The organism is Afipia sp. GW823-FHT06G09 (assembly GCF_058794875.1).
Map to the genome: position 1 here is coordinate 381463 of NZ_JBXAHF010000005.1, position 20750 is coordinate 402212.

Here is a 20750-nt window from a genome sequence, read left to right on the forward strand (position 1 = left end):
CGGCGGGTTGGAAACCGCCGCCGCTTTCCATTTTGCTTGCAGCAGAAACTAGGCTTGAGCGGTCCGAAGTTTCGCAAGATTGAATGCTGTGTCACAAGCCTGCTGCGCGGTTGGGGAAATCTGCCGCCCGATCAGGTCCCGCGCGATCATGTGATCCCTTGCAGCGTTGATCGAATCGACTGCCACAAGACGTGTTTCACGAAAATGATAGATCGAAAACGAATGGCTCTCCATGTCTCCGCGCAGAACATGCGTGTCTGCTCCGCGCGACAAGCCGGCAATTTGTAGTTTCATATCATACTGGTCCGACCAGAACCACGGCGCTCCCAGACTGGGCTTGTCGACGCCGAGAAGTGCATGTGCTGCCGACCGGCCCTGCTCGACCGCGTTCTGAACCGACTCCAGCCGAAGCATGGTACCATCAGACAGTCGGCGAACCGTGCAATCTCCTGCGGCGACGATATTCGGAACTGAGGTGCGACCGCATGCGTCCACAATGATTCCTGCTTCGCATGCGATCCCGGCATCCCGCGCCAGTTGATCATTGGCCGTCACGCCAATTCCCACAACCACCAGCCCAGCGACAATGCAATGTCCGTCAACGAACTCCACCTCGGCAACATGGTTCGACGTTTTTCGAATTTCAGCGATCCGCGCACCAAAGATCAATGTTGTGCCGCGGTCAGCATGCAGCCTCGCGTACCAGTCGGACAAATCTTGGGACAAAACCCTTTCCAGCAGCCGCGGCGCCGCTTCGAGAATCGTGACCGCGATACCGAGTTTGCGCGCACTTGCTGCGACCTCCAATCCAATGAACCCTCCCCCGACCACAACCAGAGGTAATTCCCTCCGCACGCAACTCCGAAGTCCCTGCGCAATCGCGTCTGAATCGGCGCGAGACCGCAGAGTGCAGACCAGATCGCCGGCGTCTCGCGCTTGGGGAAGCTGGCGCGGAGTTGCCCCTGTGGCGAGAACGAGGCCGGTATAGGTCAACGCGCGCCCATCATGCAGCAGGACGGATTGCGACCTCACATCGATCGCTGACACTGATGCTCTGGTCCAAAGATCAATCTGTTTCCTCTCCAGCACAGAATAATCGCGCAACGCGAGCTGATCAGCATCCAGATTGTCCGTCAGCCACGACTTCGAAAGCGGAGGCCGTTGATAAGGAGCGTACGGTTCAGCGCCAAGCAACGTTATCCGGCCTTCAAACGCTTCGCTGCGCAGTGTCTCGGCGGCCTGCAGGCCGGCCTGCCCCGCACCAATGATAACGATGTGGGAATCCGCACCGGTCATGTCTGACGCTCGGGAATGGTGACGATGAGTCCATCAAGCTCGGCAGCAGACTTGATCTGGCACGACAAGCGGCTGCTGGGACGCCGCTCAGCTTTCACTTCATCCAGGAGCTCGAGTTCATCGTCGCCGGGCGGCGGCAGTTCCGCGAGGCGCTCCGGCTGGACGTAGACATGGCAGGTGGCGCAAACACAGGAACCGCCACACTCCGCTACGATCCCGTCGATGCCGTTCTTCACTGCGGCCTGCATCAGACTCCAACCCTCCGGCACTTCAAGTTCAAACGAAGCTCCGGAGGGCTGAACAATAACAATCTGGACCATGTCTCTCTATCTCATTGTTGTTCTATAAATAGAATGATATAAAGCAACCGAGCCTGTTGCAAGCGGCGAGATCGGAGGGGCGATGGATTCTCAGGGCGTCGGCGCGTCGCTGTTGCGAAGAGAGGACGACCGTTTTTTACGCGGTCGCGGCCAGTATGTTGGCGACCTCAAGTTGCCCGGGCTTAGGGATGTCGCCTTCGTCCGCTCGCCGCTTGCCCATGCAAAAATCCTCGGCGTGCGAATCCCGCCGGAACTCCAAGATCGCGTTTTCACCGCCGCCAATCTCGCCAGCGTCAAGCCGATCATTGCGGCGTCGGGCCTCCCCGGCTTCAAGCATTCGGAACAACCCCTGCTGGCGCACGAAAAAGTCCGGCAGGTCGGCGAGCTTGTGGCGATGTGCGTGGGCGGTACACGCGCCGAGGCGGAGGACATTGCCGCGGCCGTGGAACTCGATCTCGATGAACTGCCAGTCGTCAGCGAAATGTTATCCGCGCGGCGACCGGATGCGCCGCTCATTCACGAGCATTGGGGCGACAACGTCTTTCTGGAAACGTACATCGACGTGAATATGGAGGCCGCCTACGACGCTCCAATCAAGGTAACACGCGAAATCAGAACAGCGCGGCAATGCATGGCGCCGCTGGAGGGCCGCGCCACCGTTGCTTACTGGGACAAGCGGCTCGATCAGCTGGTGCTATACACCGGCACGCAGCAACCGCACATCATAAGAACCGGTATTTCTGAATGTCTGGGGCTGGATCAGAGCCAGGTGCGGGTCATCTCGCCGGACGTTGGAGGCGGCTTCGGCTATAAAGCTCTCATGCCGCCGGAGGATGTTTGCCTCGCCTGGCTTGCGATGCATTGCGGACACCCGGTTCGCTGGATCGAAGATCGCCGCGAACATCTCATCGCAAGCGCAAACTGCCGGGAGCATCATTATCTGATCACCGCATACGCGGACCGCGACGGTACCCTGCGCGGCATCGAGTGCGAAGCAACCGTCGATTCCGGTGCTTACTCGTCCTATCCCTTCTCGGCGTGTCTCGAAGCTGCGCAGATTGCGAGCATCCTGCCGGGGCCTTACGACTTTCCGTCATATCGCTGCCGGACTTGGTCGGTCGCAACCAACAAGTGTCCAATTCTCCCTTATCGCGGCGTCGCCCGCACAGGCGTCTGCTATGCCATGGAACTTATGGTGGATGCCGTCGCGCGCGAGGCAGGACTCGATCCTCTGGAGGTGCGGCTGAAAAATCTGGTGAAGCCTGAGCAGATGCCGTTCGACAACATTACCAATAAGCATTTTGACAGCGGCGATTATCCTGAAGCTTTGAAACGCGCCATGGCAAGGATCAATCTCGACGCCATCCGCAAACAGCAGGAAAACACCCACAGACTAATCGGCATCGGTCTTTCGATCTATTGCGAGCAGGGCGCGCACGGCACATCGGTCTATTCCGGCTGGGGAATCCCGATGATCCCGGGACACGAACAGGCCACTGCGCGCGTCACGCCGGATGGAGGTCTCGAGCTGCGTATCGGTGTCCATTCGCACGGGCAGAGTATGGAAACAACATTGCCGCAGATCGCCCACGAGATTCTGGGCATCGAGACTGCGAAGATCAAGCTCGTCCACGGCGATACCGAATACACGCCATACTCGACCGGGACGTGGGGTTCGCGATCAGCGGTGATGGCAGGGGGCGCGGTGTCACGCGCCTCGCAGGAAATCGCCGGCCTCATCAAAGGCATCGGGGCGCATCTGCTGCAAACCGATGTTGCTAACGTACGCCTTGAGGAAGGCTGTGTGATCGGGCCATCGGGAAGCGTGACTGTGAAGGAAATCGCTCACACCTGGTATCGGCGCCCTCAGGATCTGCCTGCCTCGGTCGATCCGCGCGGCCTTGAAACCACGATTGGCTACAAGCCGGTACGCGATTCCGGAACCTTCAGCTACGCCGCGCATATAGCCGTCGTCGCGGTTGATCCTGAAATGGGTGATATCGAGATTCTCGATTACGTCATCGTCGAGGATGGCGGCAAGTTGATCAATCCGATGGTCGTCGATGGCCAGATCTATGGCGGACTCGCACAGGGCATAGGCACAGCGCTCTATGAAGAGATGCCGTTCAATCCATCCGGTCAACCGCTGGCATCGACTTTCGCGGACTATCTGCTACCAGGACCAACCGAGGTTCCATCTCCGCAGCTGGAGCATATGGAAACGCTATCACCTTATACGGAATTCGGTGTCAAGGGTCTTGGCGAAGGCGGTGCGATTGCTCCTCCCGCCGCGATTGGCAATGCCGTCAATGACGCACTCAAATCGCTGGGAGTCGAATTACTGCATTCGCCGATGACGCCACGCCGCGTGATGGAGGCAATTCATCGCGCAAAGGGCGTCTTGTAAGTCCTCAACGGCCGCGGAGTGGTGAGACCTGTCCGCGCCAACGGAGCGATTCTCGCGACCTGCTAACGGAGGAAAAATCGAAGCGCCGACGGAATACTGGCCGTCCTATTGCATGTTTTCCAGGACGGAATTCACCAGGCCGACAGCACCGCTCCCTTGAACTTTGTAAGGATGAAGTCGCGGACCTCGGGCGTCTGATAACTTTCGACCGGTACCTTGGCCCACGGCCTATCCACGTCCGCTGCGCGCACCGCGATCAGGTTAGCATAGGGGCCGGCGTTTGCGCCGAAGTGAGACTTGGCATGCTGGCCGCGAGTGTGCCGATTGCCAGGAGGCGGCGTCAAGTTCGACGAAACCGCACGGAATTAACAAGCGACTTCAATCATCGAGACCGATATACACCTTCACGCAGTTGCACTCTGCCGTCCGCAACGAGTTCGGCCAGATGCTGCGAAATCGTGCGGGTCTCGGCGTCGATCACCCATGGTCCGTCAAATCCCGGCGGATATAGCAGCCGCTGCTCGACCAACTGCACCAGCGTCTTCGGAGATTCGTTGAGCATCTTCAGAAGGCGCTGCTCACGCTCGTCGAGTTTTGCAGCGTAGGCAGCGAGATCCTGCATGAAGCGCGCACGATCGGTATAGACACCGCGGTGGTGCGCAGTAATCCACACCTTCGCCGGAATGTCCGGCAGCCGCGCCAGGCTACGGCGAAAATCGGACAGGCTTGAGGATGCGTCACCGTAATAAGGTCCGAACCCGGTCAGATCGATATCGCCAATGAAGGCTACACCCTCAGGCTCCACGAGCAGAACGCAATGGCCCGCCGTGTGGCCGGGCATGTGAAAAGCACGAATCTGCACCTGGCCGAGATCCCAAGATGCTCCGTCCACATATCCCCGTGCGCCGGGCTGTGGAGTGTAAAAGAAATCACGCGTGAATCGGGCCAGCATTTCTGAGACGCGGGTCTGATCTGTGATGCCAAAGGCAGCCAGCAATCCCTCCCAGCTGCGGGCGGCCTCCAAATCCGCTTCGTGCACATGAACAGGAACATCGGGCAAACGATGCAATCCCGCCATGTGATCTTCGTGGATATGGCCCATGATCACCAGCTCAGTCGCATCAAACTCGGCTCCGATGTAGTTCGACACGATCGGCGCATCCAAAGCTGCGCGCGTGTCCGAGCCTCGAACCAATACCTGGTTGGCATCAGGATACTTTCCGTTCTTCTCTCCGAAGAAAACCGATACCCGGCCGAAGTCGGCGCGCTGGGCTTGTTCACGAGATCCAGATCTGCTCGCAACGGAACTCATGTCGATTATCCTTGTTCTGTTATCGTTTGCCGCCGCTTAATTCGCTATGCGGTCTTTAACGCTGGCGGCCGCGACGGTTTGATCAGGGCAAATGCAACCTGGACGATCCCGCCGGCCAGTCCGAGCGTGACGCCAATACGCCAAGCCATGGTGTACGAGCCCAGTGCGTCGTAGAGCAGACCTCCACCATATGCACCAAGAAAGCTGCCGATCTGGTGGCTCATGAACGCGAGCCCCTGAATCATCGGCTGCCAGCGCAGCCCGAACATCTCGGCAATCGCGCCTGCCGTGAGCGGGCTCACACCCATCCAGAGAAATCCCATGATCGCACCGAACAGCAGGGTGGATGCAGGCGTTGCAGGCAGCATGAAAAACCAGGCAAGTGCCAGAGATCGCAGAATGTAGATTGCGCCGAGCAGCGCGAGCTTATTCCAGCGCTGGCCGGCCCAGCCGAAGAAAAGCGAACCCAGCACGTTGAAACCACCGATCATGCCGAGTGTCTGCGCGCTCAGCATCGGATCGAGCCCGCAGATCGCCAGATAAGACGGCAAATGCGTGGTGAGAAAAACGAGCTGCATGCCGCAAACCATGTAGGCGCCGGTCATCACCACAAAGGATATGTTACTGAACGCCATCCTGGCAGCGGTCCCAGCAGTGGCATTGCCGATATCATCAGGGGCAGGCTTTGGCAGCGAAATCTGATCGACACGGCCGGCATACCAAGCCGCGGGAATCATCAACAGGGCCATCACCGCAAAGCCGACAAGACCCATGCGCCAGCCGAAGCCTTCATTGAGCATCTGTCCGATGGGCGCTGCCAGCATCGCACCGAGCGATCCGACTGCGGAAACCATCCCGAGCACGGTCGAGCGCACCGTCTCCGAGACCGCACGCGCGGTTACCGACATCGACATCGCGGTGGCCGTAAAGGCGAGCGATGCTCCAATCAACAGTCCGCCCCCGACCGCGATGCTCACCACCCCGTAAGCGCACGCCATCAGGACAAGCCCAGCGACATAGAGCAGCGAACCAACCACCATGATCAGGCGAAAGCCGTAGCGCACCGCCAACGCGCCTGCGAGCGGCTGCAGCAATCCCCATGTGAGATTCTGGATCGCAAGCGCCAGCGTAAAGTCGGAAACCGAGATTCGGATATCCTGCGTCAAGGGCTGCAAGAAGATGCCGAGGCTCTGCCGCAGTCCCATGCTGAGCGTGAGCATGATCGAGACACCGATCAGAATGGGAAGCGCGGGGCGCAGGATTTGCAGCAGAGGCATTTCTCTATTCTGTCAGTGCGTGCGGCCGAGCGATGCCAGACCGGATGCAGGTCTTGGAGTGGGCTCGTAAACGCACAATCCCGTCGGCCCTTAGTAATGTATGCTACGAGAATGACATGGATCTGCGCAAGGCAGGGGGTATGCATCCCCGGAATGGGCAATCAGCCTTTGAACTTGCCGGTGGCCAGTAGTCTCGCGGTAAGCATCAGCAACTGGTCCAACGTCTCGGCATGTGTATGCTTGCCACCGGGATTGTACCAGTAAGCGGCTCGGTCCCATTGATTCATGATGGACAGCGTAACGAACATGGGGTCTACAGGAGATTTATCGCCGACGAAGTCTTTTACGAGATCGTGAATCTTGTAACGATAGTTGTCCAGCCGCTTGGCGAAGTGCTTGCGGTCTTTCTCCGATAGAAACAATTTTGCAAACTGTGGGTCAATCAGACGATCATTGGCGCGGGCAATTACCTGATGGCGAAGCTTGTAATCGATATGGCGCCGCGCGATCTCGAACAAACGCCCGCTTCGATCCTTTTGATCAATATCTTTCAAGACGTACGAAAAGAAATTATCGATTCCAAAATCGATTGCTTCAACCAGCAACGCTTCCTTTGATGGATAGTAGTTGTAAAGCGTAGGCGCTCGCAGCCCGACAGCACTTGCAATGGTGCGCATGCTGCAGGTTTCATAACCTCGTTCCGCGACCAACCCGATAGCTGTGAGAAGGATGCGAATTCGCATCCGCCCGGCCGCAGTATCCGGCCGCTCGACAATCGCGCCCTCATCAACCGCTTGATCGACGTAACTGAGAGCAGCCTCGTCCGCTGGCACCCGCGCTCCGGTCCGGGTACGTTTCATCGGTGTCCGGCTCATAGCCCCGCTCCAACAGGCCGACTGGCCCAAGCGAGAGGTAACCGAGCCTTGGCAAACTGGCAACTCGGTCCCCCTGAGATGACCGGTCTCCTGCTGGAATTCGCCCATCGGTCATTCAGAAATATCAGGCTTCCCGCGATTCAGATTCCTGCAGGACGCGCCACATCACCTTTCCGGAAGCGCTTTTGGGAAGCGCGTCTACGAACTTCACGATCCGCGGCACCTTGTATGAACTCACCTGGGTTCGGCACCAATCGATGATCTCCTCTTCCTTGACGCCAAGGTGAGCCGGTTTGACCACCACAACAGCCTTTACGGTCTCACCCCGATAGCTATCTTTCGAGCTGATAACGCAAGCTTCCTGCACCGCCGGATGCCGGAACAGAAGGGTCTCGACCTCTGCGGGCCACACCTTGTATCCCGAAGCATTGATCATCCGCTTCAGGCGATCCGTAATGAAGAAGTAGCCATCCGGGTCCCTGTAACCGAGGTCACCGGTACGCAGGAACGTTTTTCCGTCGATCGTGATGAGAACATTCTTGGACGCATCCGCCTGCTTCCAGTATCCACTGAAAACCTGCGGCCCGTGGACAACGATTTCCCCCTGCTCGCCATCGGAAAGCTCAGCTCCGCTCTCGAAATCCATGATTCGGGCATCCACACTGAGGAACGGAATTCCGAGGCACTGAAGCTTGGGATCGTCGCACGGATTAAACAACGTAACCGCGGCCGATTCGGTCATTCCATACCCTTCGACAAATTTGAGCCCAAACTTGTCCAGGAGAGTCTCCGCGACGGCCTGGGGCATCGCTGCCCCGCCCCCTCCGATATAAACTAGGCTCGACAGATCATGGGCCCCCAGATTCGGGCTTGCCAGAAGATCAATGATCATTGTCGGGATGGAGGTCCAATGGCTCACTCGATGCTGCGTGATGAGCTGGCCGGCAATCTCACGATCCCACCGCGGCATGATGACCATGGTTCCGCTCGAATAAATGGAGGCATGCATCACACAGACGAGGCCCGTGATGTGAAATAGCGGAAGCACCGTGAGGTTCACCATTTCCGGTGTGCCATCAAGCCAGAACGAAGCTCCGACCGCATTGTGCATGATGTTGCCATGGGTCAGCATACAGCCCTTCGGAAGACCCGTCGTTCCGCTGGTATAAGGCAGAAGTGCAAGATCGCCTCGGGCGACAGCAAGCTCGGGAAGCGGGTCGTGCGCCTTCATCGCTTCGCGCCAATGACAGACGTGCCCCCTGCCTAGTTTTGGCAAATCGTGCTGCGCGAGCATCCAGTCCCGCCACTGTTCTGGCACGCCGGATTGATCGCCTGCCGCAATCGCGTCCGTGAAGTGGCTAACGATCAGATGGGAAAGTCCATTCCCTTCGTCGAGATCGTTACTCGCGGCCGCCAGTACCGCCGCAAGGTCAGCTGTCGTGATTGCGACCCTGGCTTCCGCGTCCGTAATATAATGACGTAGTTCTTCAGCCCGGTTCATCGGATTCACCGGCACGACGACCGCATTGGCTCGGGCAACGGCCAGATGCGCAATAACAAGCTGAGGGCAATTCTGCATGACCACCAGAACCCTGTCGCCCCGCTTCACGCCCAACGCGTACAACTTTCCGGCCAGTCTCTCGGATGCTTCCCTTAACTGCCTGTAGGTTGTGGATGTTCCGAGAAAGATCAGAGCAGCACGATCAGGATAACGCTGCTCGCTCACCACAAGACTGTCCCATAACGATGTAGCTGGCGGCTCGATCGATGCGGGCAACCGGCGAGGCCACGTCTTCAATGATCGCTTGTCGCTTCGCATATTCAAGCTCGCAGTTTTTATCGAAACCGAAACTCTTGCCGTTCCATTGAACCCGGCACCCGGAAAGCAGCGTGCCGCGAAGATCGTCCGCGGCACGAGGTGTTGTGGGAGGTCGTTGATCAGTTCTTGACCAGTGGACACCTTGAATCGGAGAGCGGCTGATAGGCGTCCTTACCCGAGATGGTGTCTCGAATTTCGAGATAGTCCCACGCTTTCTTGGATTCCGCCGGCTTCTTCACTGCCAGAACGTACATGTCGTAGACCATGCGTCCGTCGGCGCGAATCCGGCCTCCCTTCGCGAATAGGTCGTTGATCTCCATTTTCTTCATGTGATCGAGAACCGTCTTCGCATCGTCGGTCCCAGTTTCCTTTACGGCCTTGAGATAGGTCGTGATTGCGGAATAGAGCCCGGCCTGAAGCATGATAGGCATTCTGTTCCGCTCCTTGAAAAATCGCTCGCTCCATGCCCGCGATTCATCGTTGCGGTTCCAGTAAAATCCTTCGACCAGCATAAGCCCCTGCGACGACGCAAGGCCGATCGCGTGAATGTCCATCAATGTCGCAGCCATTGGCGCTATGGTCTGCTTTTGTGTGATACCGAAATCCTGAGCGGCCTTGACCGAGTTGATGAGATCGCCGCCAGCGTTCGCCAGCCCAATGACGTCCGCGCCGGAATTTTGAGCCGTCAGCACAAACGACGAGAAATCCGCAGTTCCTGTCGGATGCTTGCGCGAGCCGACAACTTTGCCTCCCGCGGCATCGATAGCCCTTGTCGCATCCTTTTCGATCGCTTGGCCGAGGGCATAGTCAACCGAAAGGAAATACCAGTTCTTCTTGCCCGAGCGCGTGATCGATCCGGCAAGCGCATTCGAGATACCGTAGGTATCCCAGGCGTAAAGGATCGTGTTCGGCGAGCACTGCTCGTTGATGAGCGCGGTCGTCCCGGCGCCCGTCACCATCAGCACGCGGTTTTTCTCGCGCGTGACGCCCGATACCGCCAACGCAACTGCCGAGTTGATTGCATCCGTGACCATGTCGACGCCATCGACGTCATACCATTCACGCACGCGGCTTACGGCGATATCCGGCTTGTTCTGGTGATCCGACGTGACGAGCTCGACCTTGAAGGAAGGCTTCTCGTTCTTGACGAAATCATCCACGGCCATTTTTGCAGCCGCAACCGAGCTTGCACCACTGAGATCCTGGAACACGCCGGACATGTCGCCCAGCACGCCAATCTTGACTGTGCCGTTTGAAATTCCCTGTCCATGCGCGCCTCCGGCCATCAGCAAACCCAGCGCCGATGCAGCCATCAATCGTCCAAGCACCCTCATGAATGCCTCCTTATGTTTGCGTTTGTTGATTTTGAGTGCTGCGATGCTCGAGAAACATCGAGCACCGCTTGGGTGTGTTGTCCGGTTCGTGCCTATCGGCCGGTTTTCGTGCCGGCCCACTCGCCAATCGCCTTCATGGTCGAGACGGTTTCCGGCAGGAACGGGAAGATCGTGTAGACGTGAACGGAGTCGTCAACGATCCGTGACGTCACATCGACGCCCGCTCTTTTCGCCCGCTCGATCAGACGCGTTGTGTCGCTCAGCAACACTTCCCCCTCGCTTGCTGTCAGGAACATGGGCGGCAAGCCGGCGAGATCGCCATACAGCGGAGATACCAGCGGATCGGTCGGCTCATGTCCCTGGAAATAGGAAGCACCGAGATAGGCCAGCATGTCCTTGTTCGCCGCAGGATCATCGCCTGCAAACATTGAGACGCTCCGTCCACGTAAGGTAAGATCCGAAAACGGGCAAACACCGATAATTCCTGCCGGGAGCGTGTCGCCCGCAGTCTTGAGCGCGAGAGCCACCGCAATCGCCAATCCGCCGCCGGAAGATTCTCCGCTCAGAAGGACGGATGACGCCGGAACGCCGCTCTCGATCAAGCCACGATACGCATCAAGCGCATCGTCGATCGCTGCTGGATACGGATGGTCCGGCGCCAGACGATAGTCGACGGTGACGCACGTCCCTCCGACCGTTTCAGCCAGTCGATGCGCATACTCCAGGGAGCCGCGGGCCGAACCAAGTACATATCCGCCGCCATGAAAGTGCAAAACCGTCGGCGCATTGGCTTTCTTCTTGGCCGCATGCACCCGTAGCCCCGGAACACCACGCAACTCGACCGCCTCGACGGCAACATCCTGCGCGAGCGGAAAATTCTTCGCTAGAAACTCCTCGTATCCCTCACGAAGGCCGTCGTGACCTCTGGCGACCTGCTCCGGCGAGAAGGTATTTTTCCAGAGGGAAAAGGCGCGCTGGCTCTCAGGACGCTTCAGACTTTTTCCTTCACGCGTCGCCGACAAACCGAGAACTTCACCAGCAGGCTGTTTCACCGCAGCGAGCACATCATATCCCCAGACGAATCCCCATGTCGTCTCGGTCATGGGATCGATATGCTGCATGCCCTTCCAGCGGCCGTTTCTCGCCCGGATGCGATCGGCTTCGGACTCGTGCGTCAGCTTGACCATCGCACGCGCGCCGGATTGCACGCGCGTTGTACGGGGACGCCGTCGCTGCTCATATTCCTGAAGCGCCGCCCCGACATTCTTGCTTGAAACATCCGACAGCACGGTCGCCATCGTCCAGGCATCTTCGATACCCTGGCAGGCGCCCTGCGCAAGGAAGGGCACCATCGGATGGGCCGCATCGCCCATGAGCGTGACGCGCCCATATGTCCAGCGATCGATCGGATCGCGGTAATACATGCCGGTGAGGAAGGAGGTCTCGATCTGCTCCATCATCTGGCGCGCCCGCGGCTCGATATCCGAAAACGATCGCTGCAGTTCTTCAATATCGCCGCTTTCGGTCCAGGACTCGCGCTGGACCTCGGTGACAGGAACCGAAGCGAGGATGCTGTAGAGATTATTGGAGCGCACCCAGTACGTGATCAGGGTCCGGCCCGGTCCGAACCAATAATTTCCCTTTTCCTCAAGAGTGATATGGCGCAACTTCTCCGCCGGAATGAGCGCCCGCCACATCAGAATATTGGAAAAGTGCGTTGGCTCCTCGCCACGCAGCTGCTTGCGGACGACGGAATGAATGCCATCCGCGCCAATAAGGACATCTCCGCGCACCTCTTCGCCCGACGTCAGGCGAACAGTAACGCCATCATTGTCCTGAACGAAATCCTCAACCTGCGCGCCGAGTCTGAGCACGCCTGCTGGAACAGCGCGGGCGAGAATATCGATCAAGTCAGCGCGGTGGATGTTGTAGAGTGGCGCTCCCCAGCGCTTTGTCCCCATATCGCCCAGAGGTGACAGGTTCAGCAGTTTGCCGGTGCTGATGTCCCGCATCTCATAGGACTGCGGGATGACACCGGCCTTTGCGACGGCCTCCTCAAGGCCCAATTCTCGAAGCACCAGCGATCCATTCGCCGCAAGCTGAATACCCGCACCGATTTCCTTCAGGGCGGATGCCTGCTCCAGCACCGTCACATCGTGACCCTTTTGACGCAGGGTAATGGCAGCCGTCATGCCCGCAATTCCTGCACCAACGATAATAACGTGCATAAGCAGCCTCCTGTAAAACGCCCATTAAAATGGCGACATTTATTACTAACGAATGTTCGTAAGCAATGAAAACACCGCCGTCAAGTCGTGTGGAATTCCTCCCACAACCGCTAGACGAACAGAGGAAGGTTGAAAAAGGAGGCGCCTACACAGCCGCAGAATGCGAAGAAGCTATCCAGCAATCAGAAGGTTGGCGTAGCGATTTGATCTCGCCATCGCGCCGATGCCGCGTCCACCGATGTGTACTGACGACGCCCGCAAACGCAGCCTTCCGCCGTACGGCAAGCACGGCGATGCTTGTCGCATCGACCGGTTGCTCTTATTGTCAGCTTGGAGCTGAGCTCCGGCGCCCTTCGCCGGCGCCTCGGACGCAATCAGAACATTGCTAGCGGTCTCACCAGCGCCGCCGGAGACCTGGCTACCAAATCGATGTCAGACGTAACTTCTCGAGCGGTCGAATCGAACATCATGACACTGCCACGAGGACACGCCTCTCACGGCGTGTCACCGCAATCTCGCATTCAAATCCTCAATGGCCCCATCAAATTCTATTGGGATGCCATCTGATCCAGCGCTGTATTGAACGTAGCGCTCGGGCGCATCACATCCGCACATTTTCCCCGATCGGGAAGATAATAGCCCCCGATGTCTACAGGTTTGCCCTGTACTGCCTGGAGCTCCGTTACAATTTTTTCTTCATTTCGGGTAAGCGCCTCAGCGAGTGGCTTGAACCGCTCCTGAAGGGACTTATCCTCGGTCTGAGCTGCCAGTTCCTGCGCCCAATACATCGCGAGATAGAACTGACTTCCGCGATTGTCCAATTCACCGGTGCGCGGCGAAGGAGACTTGTTGTTGTCGAGCAACTTGCCGGTGGCGGCATCCAGCGTTTTCGCGAGGAGCTTAGCTTTCGAGTTGTTCGCCTTGATGCCAAGATCTTCCAGCGAGACTGCAAGCGCGAGGAACTCCCCGAGAGAATCCCAGCGCAGATGGTTTTCTTCTACTAGTTGCTGCACATGCTTGGGCGCTGAACCGCCCGCACCGGTTTCGTAGAGGCCGCCCCCTGCCATGAGTGGAACGATCGAGAGCATCTTGGCTGAAGTGCCCAGCTCCATGATCGGAAACAGATCGGTGAGATAATCGCGCAGAATGTTGCCGGTTGCGCTGATGGTGTCGAGACCGCGGATGACACGCTCAAGCGTATAACGCATGGCGCGAACCTGACTCATGATCTGGATATCAAGGCCGGAGACATCGTGCTCCTTCAGGTACGTTTTGACCTTTGCGATGAGCTGCGCTTCATGCGGACGATAGGGGTCGAGCCAGAACAGCACAGGCATGCCAGAGTTCCGGGCACGGCTCACGGCAAGTTTCACCCAGTCGCGGATAGCGGCATCCTTGACCTGGCACATGCGCCAAATATCGCCCTGCTCGACATTCTGGCTGAGCAACACCTCGCCTGTCGCAAGATCGGTGATGTTGGCGACACCATCCTCTGGGATTTCAAACGTCTTGTCGTGTGAGCCGTATTCCTCGGCCTGCTGCGCCATAAGACCGACATTCGGTACTGTACCCATTGTCCTCGGATCGAATGCGCCGTGCCATTTACAGAAGTTGATCATCTCCTGATAAATGCGGGCGAATGTGCTTTCCGGCATGACGGCCTTGACGTCCTTCAGACGACCGTCGGCACCCCACATCTTGCCGCCATTACGGATCATCGCAGGCATCGAAGCGTCGACAATGATATCGTTCGGCGAGTGAAAATTCGTGATACCCTTGGCGGAATCGACCATCGCCAGTTCGGGCCGGTGCGCGTGGCAGGCGTGCAGGTCGTTCTTGATCTCGTCCTGCTTGCTCTGCGGAAGGGAAGCGATCTTGTTGTAAAGATCGACCATGCCATTATTGACATTGACGCCGAGCTCTTCGAACAGGGCCCCGTGCTTCTCGAAAGCGTCACGATAGAAAATCTTGACGCAGTGACCGAACACAATCGGGTGTGAAACCTTCATCATGGTGGCCTTGACGTGCAGCGAGAACATCACGCCGGTCTTGTAGGAATCCTCGATCTGCTCCTCATAGAACGCCAGCAGAGCCTTCTTGCTCATGAACATGGAGTCGATGACTTCACCATCCTGAAGCGACACCCTGGGCTTGAGTACGATTGTCTTGCCGCTCTTGGTGATAAGCTCCATCTTCACGTCACGCGCGCGGTCGAGCGTCATCGACTTCTCGCCGTGATAGAAATCGCCGTGATGCATATGTGAGACATGTGAGCGCGAGGCCTGGCTCCATTCGCCCATGCTGTGCGGATGCTTACGCGCATAGTTCTTCACGGCAAGCGGCGCGCGGCGATCGGAATTTCCCTCGCGCAAGACAGGGTTCACGGCGCTGCCAATGCACTTGGTGTAGCGCGCGCGAAGCGCCTTTTCCTCGTCGGTCTTTGAACTGTCGGGATAATCGGGAACGTTGTATCCCTTGTCCTGCAGTTCCTTTATGGCGGCCTTCAACTGCGCCACCGAGGCGCTGACGTTTGGCAACTTGATGATATTGGTGCCCGGTAGAAGCGTCAGACGACCGAGTTCGGCCAGATTATCCGGCAGGCGCTGTTCTTCAGTCAGGAATTCCGGGAATTCGCCAAGGATACGGGCGGCCACCGAGATATCGCTCGTAGCAACATCAATGCCGGCCGGCGCAGCGAACGCGCGTACAATGGGCAGAAAAGATGCCGTCGCCAGTGCTGGAGCTTCGTCGGTCAGGGTGTAGATAATGGTCGGAGATGCCGTAGCCATATACTGGTTTCCTCACTTGGCAGGAGGTCGACTGCCGCTAATCCCGATGCACAAACAGGACATGCTCGTCCCTCGTCACTAGCTTTCTCACGAGCTAGGGACGACTGCAATCGGCAAATTCGCAGCCTTTCTCCGCAAAAGCGCGCGATCCGCAGTCAGGGGATGATCAGTCGATCTGGACGCCGATTGCCTTGATCGGCCCAGTCCATTTCTCGATTTCACTTTTCACAAAACCGTCTCCCTGACCTTCTTATTTTTATGCAGCCAGTACGCCCTGGATCTGACCGCGAATAACATCCTGCTTGTCCGCCTTGGCTTCTGGCGTCAGCAAAACATCGATCGCGATGTTGGCTGGCCGCTTTAAGACCACGATCCGGTCGCCAATCTCGAGCGCTTCGTTGATAGAGTGCGTAATGAAGACCGCTGTCTTGCCGTTTTCCTTCACGAGCTTGACGAACTCGGCGCGCAGCTTTCGAGCCGTCATCTCATCCAGCGCCGAGAAAGGCTCGTCGCAGAGCAGAATGTTGGCGTTTGTGGCGAACGCACGTGCGATCGAAACACGCTGGCGCATACCACCCGACAACGCGTGCGGATAATCGTTCTCATGTCCACGAAGCCCCAGCGTCTCCAGCCAACGCTCGGCAATGGACCTGCGCTCTTCACTCGACTTTCCAAGAATCTCCAGTCCAAGCTGGACATTCTCGATCGCCGTCCGCCATGGCAACAGCCGATCGCCCTGGAAAACAATCGCCATCTTGCCGCGGAACGCATCGAAATCGCGGAAAGGGTCGTGACCATCCACCGTCACGCGTCCCTTGGTGGGTTCAGTCAATCCCGCGATCATGTTGAAGATCGTGGACTTGCCACAGCCGGTCTTGCCGAGCAGCGCAAGCATCTGTCCCTGCGCGACCTGCAGATCCAGGGTGTCAACCGCGGTGAAAGCTCCGGCACCACCAGCCTTGCCAAAGACCTTCGATACCTGATCGAGAGAGATTGCCGATTTTTCGAGACCATTCATCATAGCGTGCGCTCCGAGATTGCGCGGTAGCGGAACGCGACGCTCTCAATGAGGGTCAGGATCGCCTGCACAACAAGAACGAAGAAAACGAGTTGCAGTGTCCAAGCCAGCGCTCCTGCCATATCGAAGACCTGTTGCTGCTGAAGTAATTGATAACCGACCCCACCTGTCGCGCCCACAAGTTCAGCCACCACGACCACGCGCGACGCGTTTCCGAGGTTGACCTTCCAGGCGGTGAGAATGTCCGGCAGAATCGCCGGGATAATCATCGCCGTGAACAGTTTTGTGCGCGATGGACGGAAGCTCATGACCATCTCGGTAAGATCTCGCGACATCGCCTGAAGCGCGCCCAGCACTTGGAATGAAAACGCCGGTAGCGTCGTCATCACCATGATGAAGAAAATACGAGACTCGATGCCATGAAACCAGATGATCGCGAACACGACCCACGACAGCGCCGGAATACCCTGAAACAGAGTCAAGGCTGGCGAGAGAAAGTCATGGGCCATGCGCGAACGCGCCATCAGCACAGCCAGCAACGCGCCGATCAAAAATGCACCGGCGAGCCCGGCGAGAATGCGCAGCACAGTCGCGAGAACATCTACAAACTGGGACCAATCCGTGACGATGCCAATGAAACGCCAGAAGACGTCCACCAGCGACGGAAACAGAAACGGCGGGAAGAACAGCGAGGCGATCTGCCAGATCGCCGCGATCACGGTGAATGGCACGACATAGGATGCCACACCGCGAAGTGCCGCCGTGCCCAGTCTGGACGCGCCCGACTCCTGATACTGCGCAGCCGTCATTTCATCGGTCCCTGGTAGATCGTTGCGGGAGACGGGTCGGAGGGAAGGAAGGCGATTGATCTGCCCGCCGCATAAACCGCCTTGATTTCCTTGCTCACCTCAGCCGCCGTACGCAGGTTCATGCCGAGACGATCGTTCGCACGGATCAATTCAGCGATCGCCTTGCGATCGTCATCTGTTCCCTTGCTTGCGATCAGTTTCGCTGCTTCGTCGGGATTTGCAGTGACCCATGCCGCCGCCTGCTTGTACGCGGTGTAGAGCTTTGGAATCAGATCCTTGTTCTTCTCGGCCCAGTCAACATGAGCCGCGACTCCCAGATATGGAATGTTGGTGCTGCCCGACATCTTCTTCCAGCTATCCTGGATCTTGAGATCGAGCATTCGGATGCTGGGCTTCTTGGAATGCAGTGTGGTGTAGGCAGGCTCCCAGAGCTGAACCGCCGTTGCGCGATCCGCAAGAGCGTAGCCAACCAGTCCCGGCGTCGCGGTGTTGATGACCGAGAGCTTGCTGGTATCCACGCCGACCTGGCGAGCGAACCAATCGAACATCACATAGTTGGTCGTTCCCTTCGCAGCAGCGAGGTCCTTGCCTTCGAGATCCTTCAGCGACTTGATTTCCGGACGTGACGTGACAACCGCGCCCCAATAGTCGAAGAGGTTGAACAGGTATGTGACCTTGACGCCACGCACGTCGGCAAGGCCGACCGTCAGCAGTGCGGCACTGCCGCCAACCTTGAACTCTCCGGAGTTGAACTGCGCCGTGTATGCGTCGGGAGTCCGTTCCTCGAAATTGATGGACAAGCCATTCTTCTCATCGAGCTTCTGAGCCTTGATCACCGGCGGCAGGAAAGCTCCCAGGGAAGGCGCGCCGAACACGACAATCGAAACCTTCGGAAGATCCTGCGCGGCCAGTGGCGACACCGAAGTAACCGCGGACAGCAGCCCCAAAGCAAATATGGTTTTCCTCATCATACCTTCCTCCCAACTATGTTGCCGCGCTTACGGCGCGGGACATGATTTTTCTTAGTTCCCCTGCAAAAGCGTCTGGCGCTTCGACAGCGGCAATGTGCGCTGCGTCCAGAGTCGCCATCTGCGCGCCCTTGATCCCGGCGACGATCTCCTCTCCTCGCGTCGGCGGTGTCGATGGATCGTGCGCACCGCAGATCACCCGAACCGGGCAGGAAATATCAGACAGGGATGGTTTGAGATCAGCAACCGCCAGAACGTCGCAGCATCCGGCATAGCCTTCCGACGAGGTCGCGCCGATCATCTCGGCCATTTGCTTTATTCGCTCAGGTTCCCGCTCTCGAAACGCCTTGGTGAACCAGCGGTCCAGCGTCGGCGAAACCAGCGCACTCATTCCATTGATGCGAACCGCGGCCGCGCGATCCTGCCACATCGAAGCCGGCGGAAAGTTCGCCGCGGTATTTGCCAGCACCAATCCCGCCAGTCGCTCGCCACGGTTCGCGCCAAGCCACATGCCAGTCAATCCGCCGAGCGACAACCCGCAGAAGACCACCTGCCCGATGTCGAGCGCGTCCAGAATGGCAACAGCATCAAGGCCCAACCGCTCAATCGTATAAGGAACAGCCGGTGCATCCGACTTGCCATGACCACGCGTATCGTAGCGAACGATCCTCGCCTGATCGGACAGACGGTCAGAAATCTCGTCCCACATGCCCATGCTGGCGCCGATCGAACTGCTCAGCATGACAACAGGTTTGCTCGAGGCCGCAGGCACTTCCACTGCGAGGCGGACACCAGGCTCGACTTCAATGCGCTCGATGCGGCTTGCCGCTGCAGCCATGGTGTTATCCTGCAGCCCTGTTTGCCGAGGTCTCAAACTCCTTGCGGAGCGCGACGAAGAAGCGGCCGATCAGATGTTTCGAGACACTCGTGAGAATCCGCTGCCCGACACCCGCCACGAGACCGCCGATCTCGCCATTGCCCTTGTAGAGCAGCTTCGCGCCTTCGCCGTCCGGCTCGATATCGAACCGGGCTGTTCCCGTGCCGTGCCCAATCGAACCGCTGCCCGAGACCTGGATGTTGCAGGACTTCGGCGCATCCTTGTCCGACAGGCTGATCGCACCCTCGAACGTGCCGCCCACGGCGGCCACGCGAAGCTGCATTTCCACTTTATAGGAATCCGGCGACGTCTCCGTCATGCTTTTGCAGCCCGGAATGCAGCGAGTCAGAACAGCCGGGTCATTGAGAGCGACCCAGAGCGCATCCACGGACGTTGGGATTGTTTCGCTGCCGCCGATATCGAGTTTCATGCCGCCCTCCTCAGATGCCGAACAGCCGCCGGGCCAGACCGCCATGGATCGAGACGCGCTCCGCAGCCGAGAACGACGTGTCATGGACAATGTTCAGAGGCGCAAGATCGCCGATCGGGAATGGCATGTCCGATCCCATCATGATGCGATCAGCGCCGACGACGTCCGCGAGATAGCGCAGCGCACGGGTATCCTGAACGATGGTGTCGTAATACATCGCGGCGAGTGCGGCATCGGGATTGCCCAACTTCTCCTTGTCGAGCGAGTAATTCCGGCGCAAACGGCCAATGACATAAGGCAGCGCAGCGCCACCGATACCCGCCACCACTTTCATGTTCGAATAGCGCGTGACATGGCCAGCATAGATCAGGCGCGACATCGCAATCAGCGTATCGGTGATACGGCCGACGGCATTCGCCATGCCGTAGTCATGTACGCGGTCGTCACCGCTCTCGAACACCGGATGAATAAAAATAATCGAGCCGAGTTCGTTCGCAGCTTCCCAGAACGGCGCCAGCGTCGGATCGTCGAGAACGCCGCCCTTGCCTTTCGGTTGCGTGCCGATCATCGCGCCCTTGAAGCCGGCCTTGTGAGCGTCACGCAGGACCTGCGCCGCGCGTGCGCCGTCCTGAAGCGGCACAGTCGCGAGCGAAATGAATCGCGGCTGTTCCTTCGAAGCCTGCGCAAGATGGGTGTTGATCAGGCGCGACCACTGTTCGCCCTCCGCTGGCGGAATTTCGTAGGCAAACATATCGAGCCAGCCCCCGACGACCTGACGCTCGATCTTCTGGGTGTCCATCCACTGCAATCGCGCAGCGATATCGCTGAGCGGCTTCGACACCGGTCGCGTCGGCTTGTTGCCCGCGAAGGAGAAGCCAAGGCTGCCGCCCTCCTCGATCAGGCGGACGGATGGAAATTTCGCCTTGTCGGCCCGGATAGCGTCAAGCAGGCTCGGCGGCACAAGATGAGCGTGGCAGTCGATGATCACGTT

16 protein-coding genes and 1 pseudogene are annotated in these 20750 nt (G+C 58.2%); 1 reads left to right on the forward strand and 16 read right to left on the reverse strand.

All coding sequences use genetic code 11. From position 1 onward, the window contains the following. Positions 1-48: 48 nt before the first annotated feature. A complete protein-coding gene (locus AC1Q67_RS22685; protein ID WP_492237208.1) occupies positions 49-1296 on the reverse strand; it encodes an NAD(P)/FAD-dependent oxidoreductase in 1248 nt (415 codons plus the stop codon). Continuing rightward, entirely contained in the window at positions 1293-1616 is a 324-nt protein-coding gene (locus tag AC1Q67_RS22690; protein WP_492237207.1) for a 2Fe-2S iron-sulfur cluster-binding protein, read from the reverse strand. The genes AC1Q67_RS22685 and AC1Q67_RS22690 overlap by 4 nt, the downstream gene beginning before the upstream one ends. Before the next feature lie 82 nt (positions 1617-1698). On the opposite strand from AC1Q67_RS22690, the gene AC1Q67_RS22695 reads away from it, so the two are divergent. Beyond that, positions 1699-4023 carry a xanthine dehydrogenase family protein molybdopterin-binding subunit gene (locus AC1Q67_RS22695; protein WP_492237206.1) on the forward strand — a complete coding sequence of 775 codons (2325 nt, stop codon included), beginning with the start codon at positions 1699-1701 and terminating at the stop codon, positions 4021-4023. Between the two features lie 131 nt (positions 4024-4154). Here AC1Q67_RS22695 and AC1Q67_RS22700 read toward each other — a convergent pair. The 14 genes and pseudogenes from AC1Q67_RS22700 to AC1Q67_RS22765 all read right to left on the reverse strand — a co-directional run. Continuing rightward, a pseudogene (locus tag AC1Q67_RS22700) lies at positions 4155-4298 on the reverse strand (MetQ/NlpA family ABC transporter substrate-binding protein); the annotation flags it as partial. Between the two features lie 107 nt (positions 4299-4405). Next, a complete protein-coding gene (locus tag AC1Q67_RS22705) occupies positions 4406-5335 on the reverse strand; it encodes an MBL fold metallo-hydrolase (RefSeq protein WP_492237205.1) in 930 nt (309 codons plus the stop codon). A gap of 44 nt (positions 5336-5379) precedes the next feature. Next, positions 5380-6612, reverse strand: coding sequence for an MFS transporter (locus AC1Q67_RS22710; protein ID WP_492237204.1), 1233 nt, complete (start codon positions 6610-6612; stop codon positions 5380-5382). 161 nt (positions 6613-6773) lie between these two features. Continuing rightward, positions 6774-7487, reverse strand: coding sequence for a TetR/AcrR family transcriptional regulator (locus AC1Q67_RS22715; protein ID WP_492237203.1), 714 nt, complete (start codon positions 7485-7487; stop codon positions 6774-6776). A 124-nt stretch (positions 7488-7611) separates the two neighbouring features. After that, complete coding sequence (locus tag AC1Q67_RS22720) at positions 7612-9306, reverse strand: long-chain-fatty-acid--CoA ligase (RefSeq protein ID WP_492237479.1); 1695 nt, start codon at positions 9304-9306, stop codon at positions 7612-7614. A 119-nt stretch (positions 9307-9425) separates the two neighbouring features. Further along, entirely contained in the window at positions 9426-10640 is a 1215-nt protein-coding gene (locus AC1Q67_RS22725; protein ID WP_492237202.1) for an ABC transporter substrate-binding protein, read from the reverse strand. 92 nt (positions 10641-10732) lie between these two features. Beyond that, on the reverse strand, positions 10733-12868 hold the full coding sequence (locus AC1Q67_RS22730; protein WP_492237201.1) for an FAD-dependent oxidoreductase: 2136 nt from the start codon (positions 12866-12868) through the stop codon (positions 10733-10735). Between the two features lie 548 nt (positions 12869-13416). Continuing rightward, on the reverse strand, positions 13417-15657 hold the full coding sequence (locus tag AC1Q67_RS22735) for an NADP-dependent isocitrate dehydrogenase (RefSeq protein ID WP_492237200.1): 2241 nt from the start codon (positions 15655-15657) through the stop codon (positions 13417-13419). 256 nt (positions 15658-15913) lie between these two features. After that, on the reverse strand, positions 15914-16678 hold the full coding sequence (locus tag AC1Q67_RS22740; protein WP_492237199.1) for an ABC transporter ATP-binding protein: 765 nt from the start codon (positions 16676-16678) through the stop codon (positions 15914-15916). Continuing rightward, positions 16675-17484 carry an ABC transporter permease gene (locus tag AC1Q67_RS22745; RefSeq protein ID WP_492237198.1) on the reverse strand — a complete coding sequence of 270 codons (810 nt, stop codon included), beginning with the start codon at positions 17482-17484 and terminating at the stop codon, positions 16675-16677. Before AC1Q67_RS22745 ends, AC1Q67_RS22740 begins: the two co-directional genes overlap by 4 nt. Further along, on the reverse strand, positions 17481-18455 hold the full coding sequence (locus AC1Q67_RS22750) for an ABC transporter substrate-binding protein (RefSeq protein ID WP_492237197.1): 975 nt from the start codon (positions 18453-18455) through the stop codon (positions 17481-17483). Before AC1Q67_RS22750 ends, AC1Q67_RS22745 begins: the two co-directional genes overlap by 4 nt. 13 nt (positions 18456-18468) lie before the next feature. Beyond that, entirely contained in the window at positions 18469-19290 is an 822-nt protein-coding gene (pcaD, locus tag AC1Q67_RS22755) for a 3-oxoadipate enol-lactonase (protein ID WP_492237196.1), read from the reverse strand. Positions 19291-19294: 4 nt separating this feature from the next. Continuing rightward, positions 19295-19759, reverse strand: coding sequence for an SRPBCC family protein (locus AC1Q67_RS22760; protein WP_492237195.1), 465 nt, complete (start codon positions 19757-19759; stop codon positions 19295-19297). Between the two features lie 10 nt (positions 19760-19769). Further along, positions 19770-20747, reverse strand: coding sequence for an amidohydrolase family protein (locus AC1Q67_RS22765; protein ID WP_492237194.1), 978 nt, complete (start codon positions 20745-20747; stop codon positions 19770-19772). Positions 20748-20750: the final 3 nt, after the last annotated feature.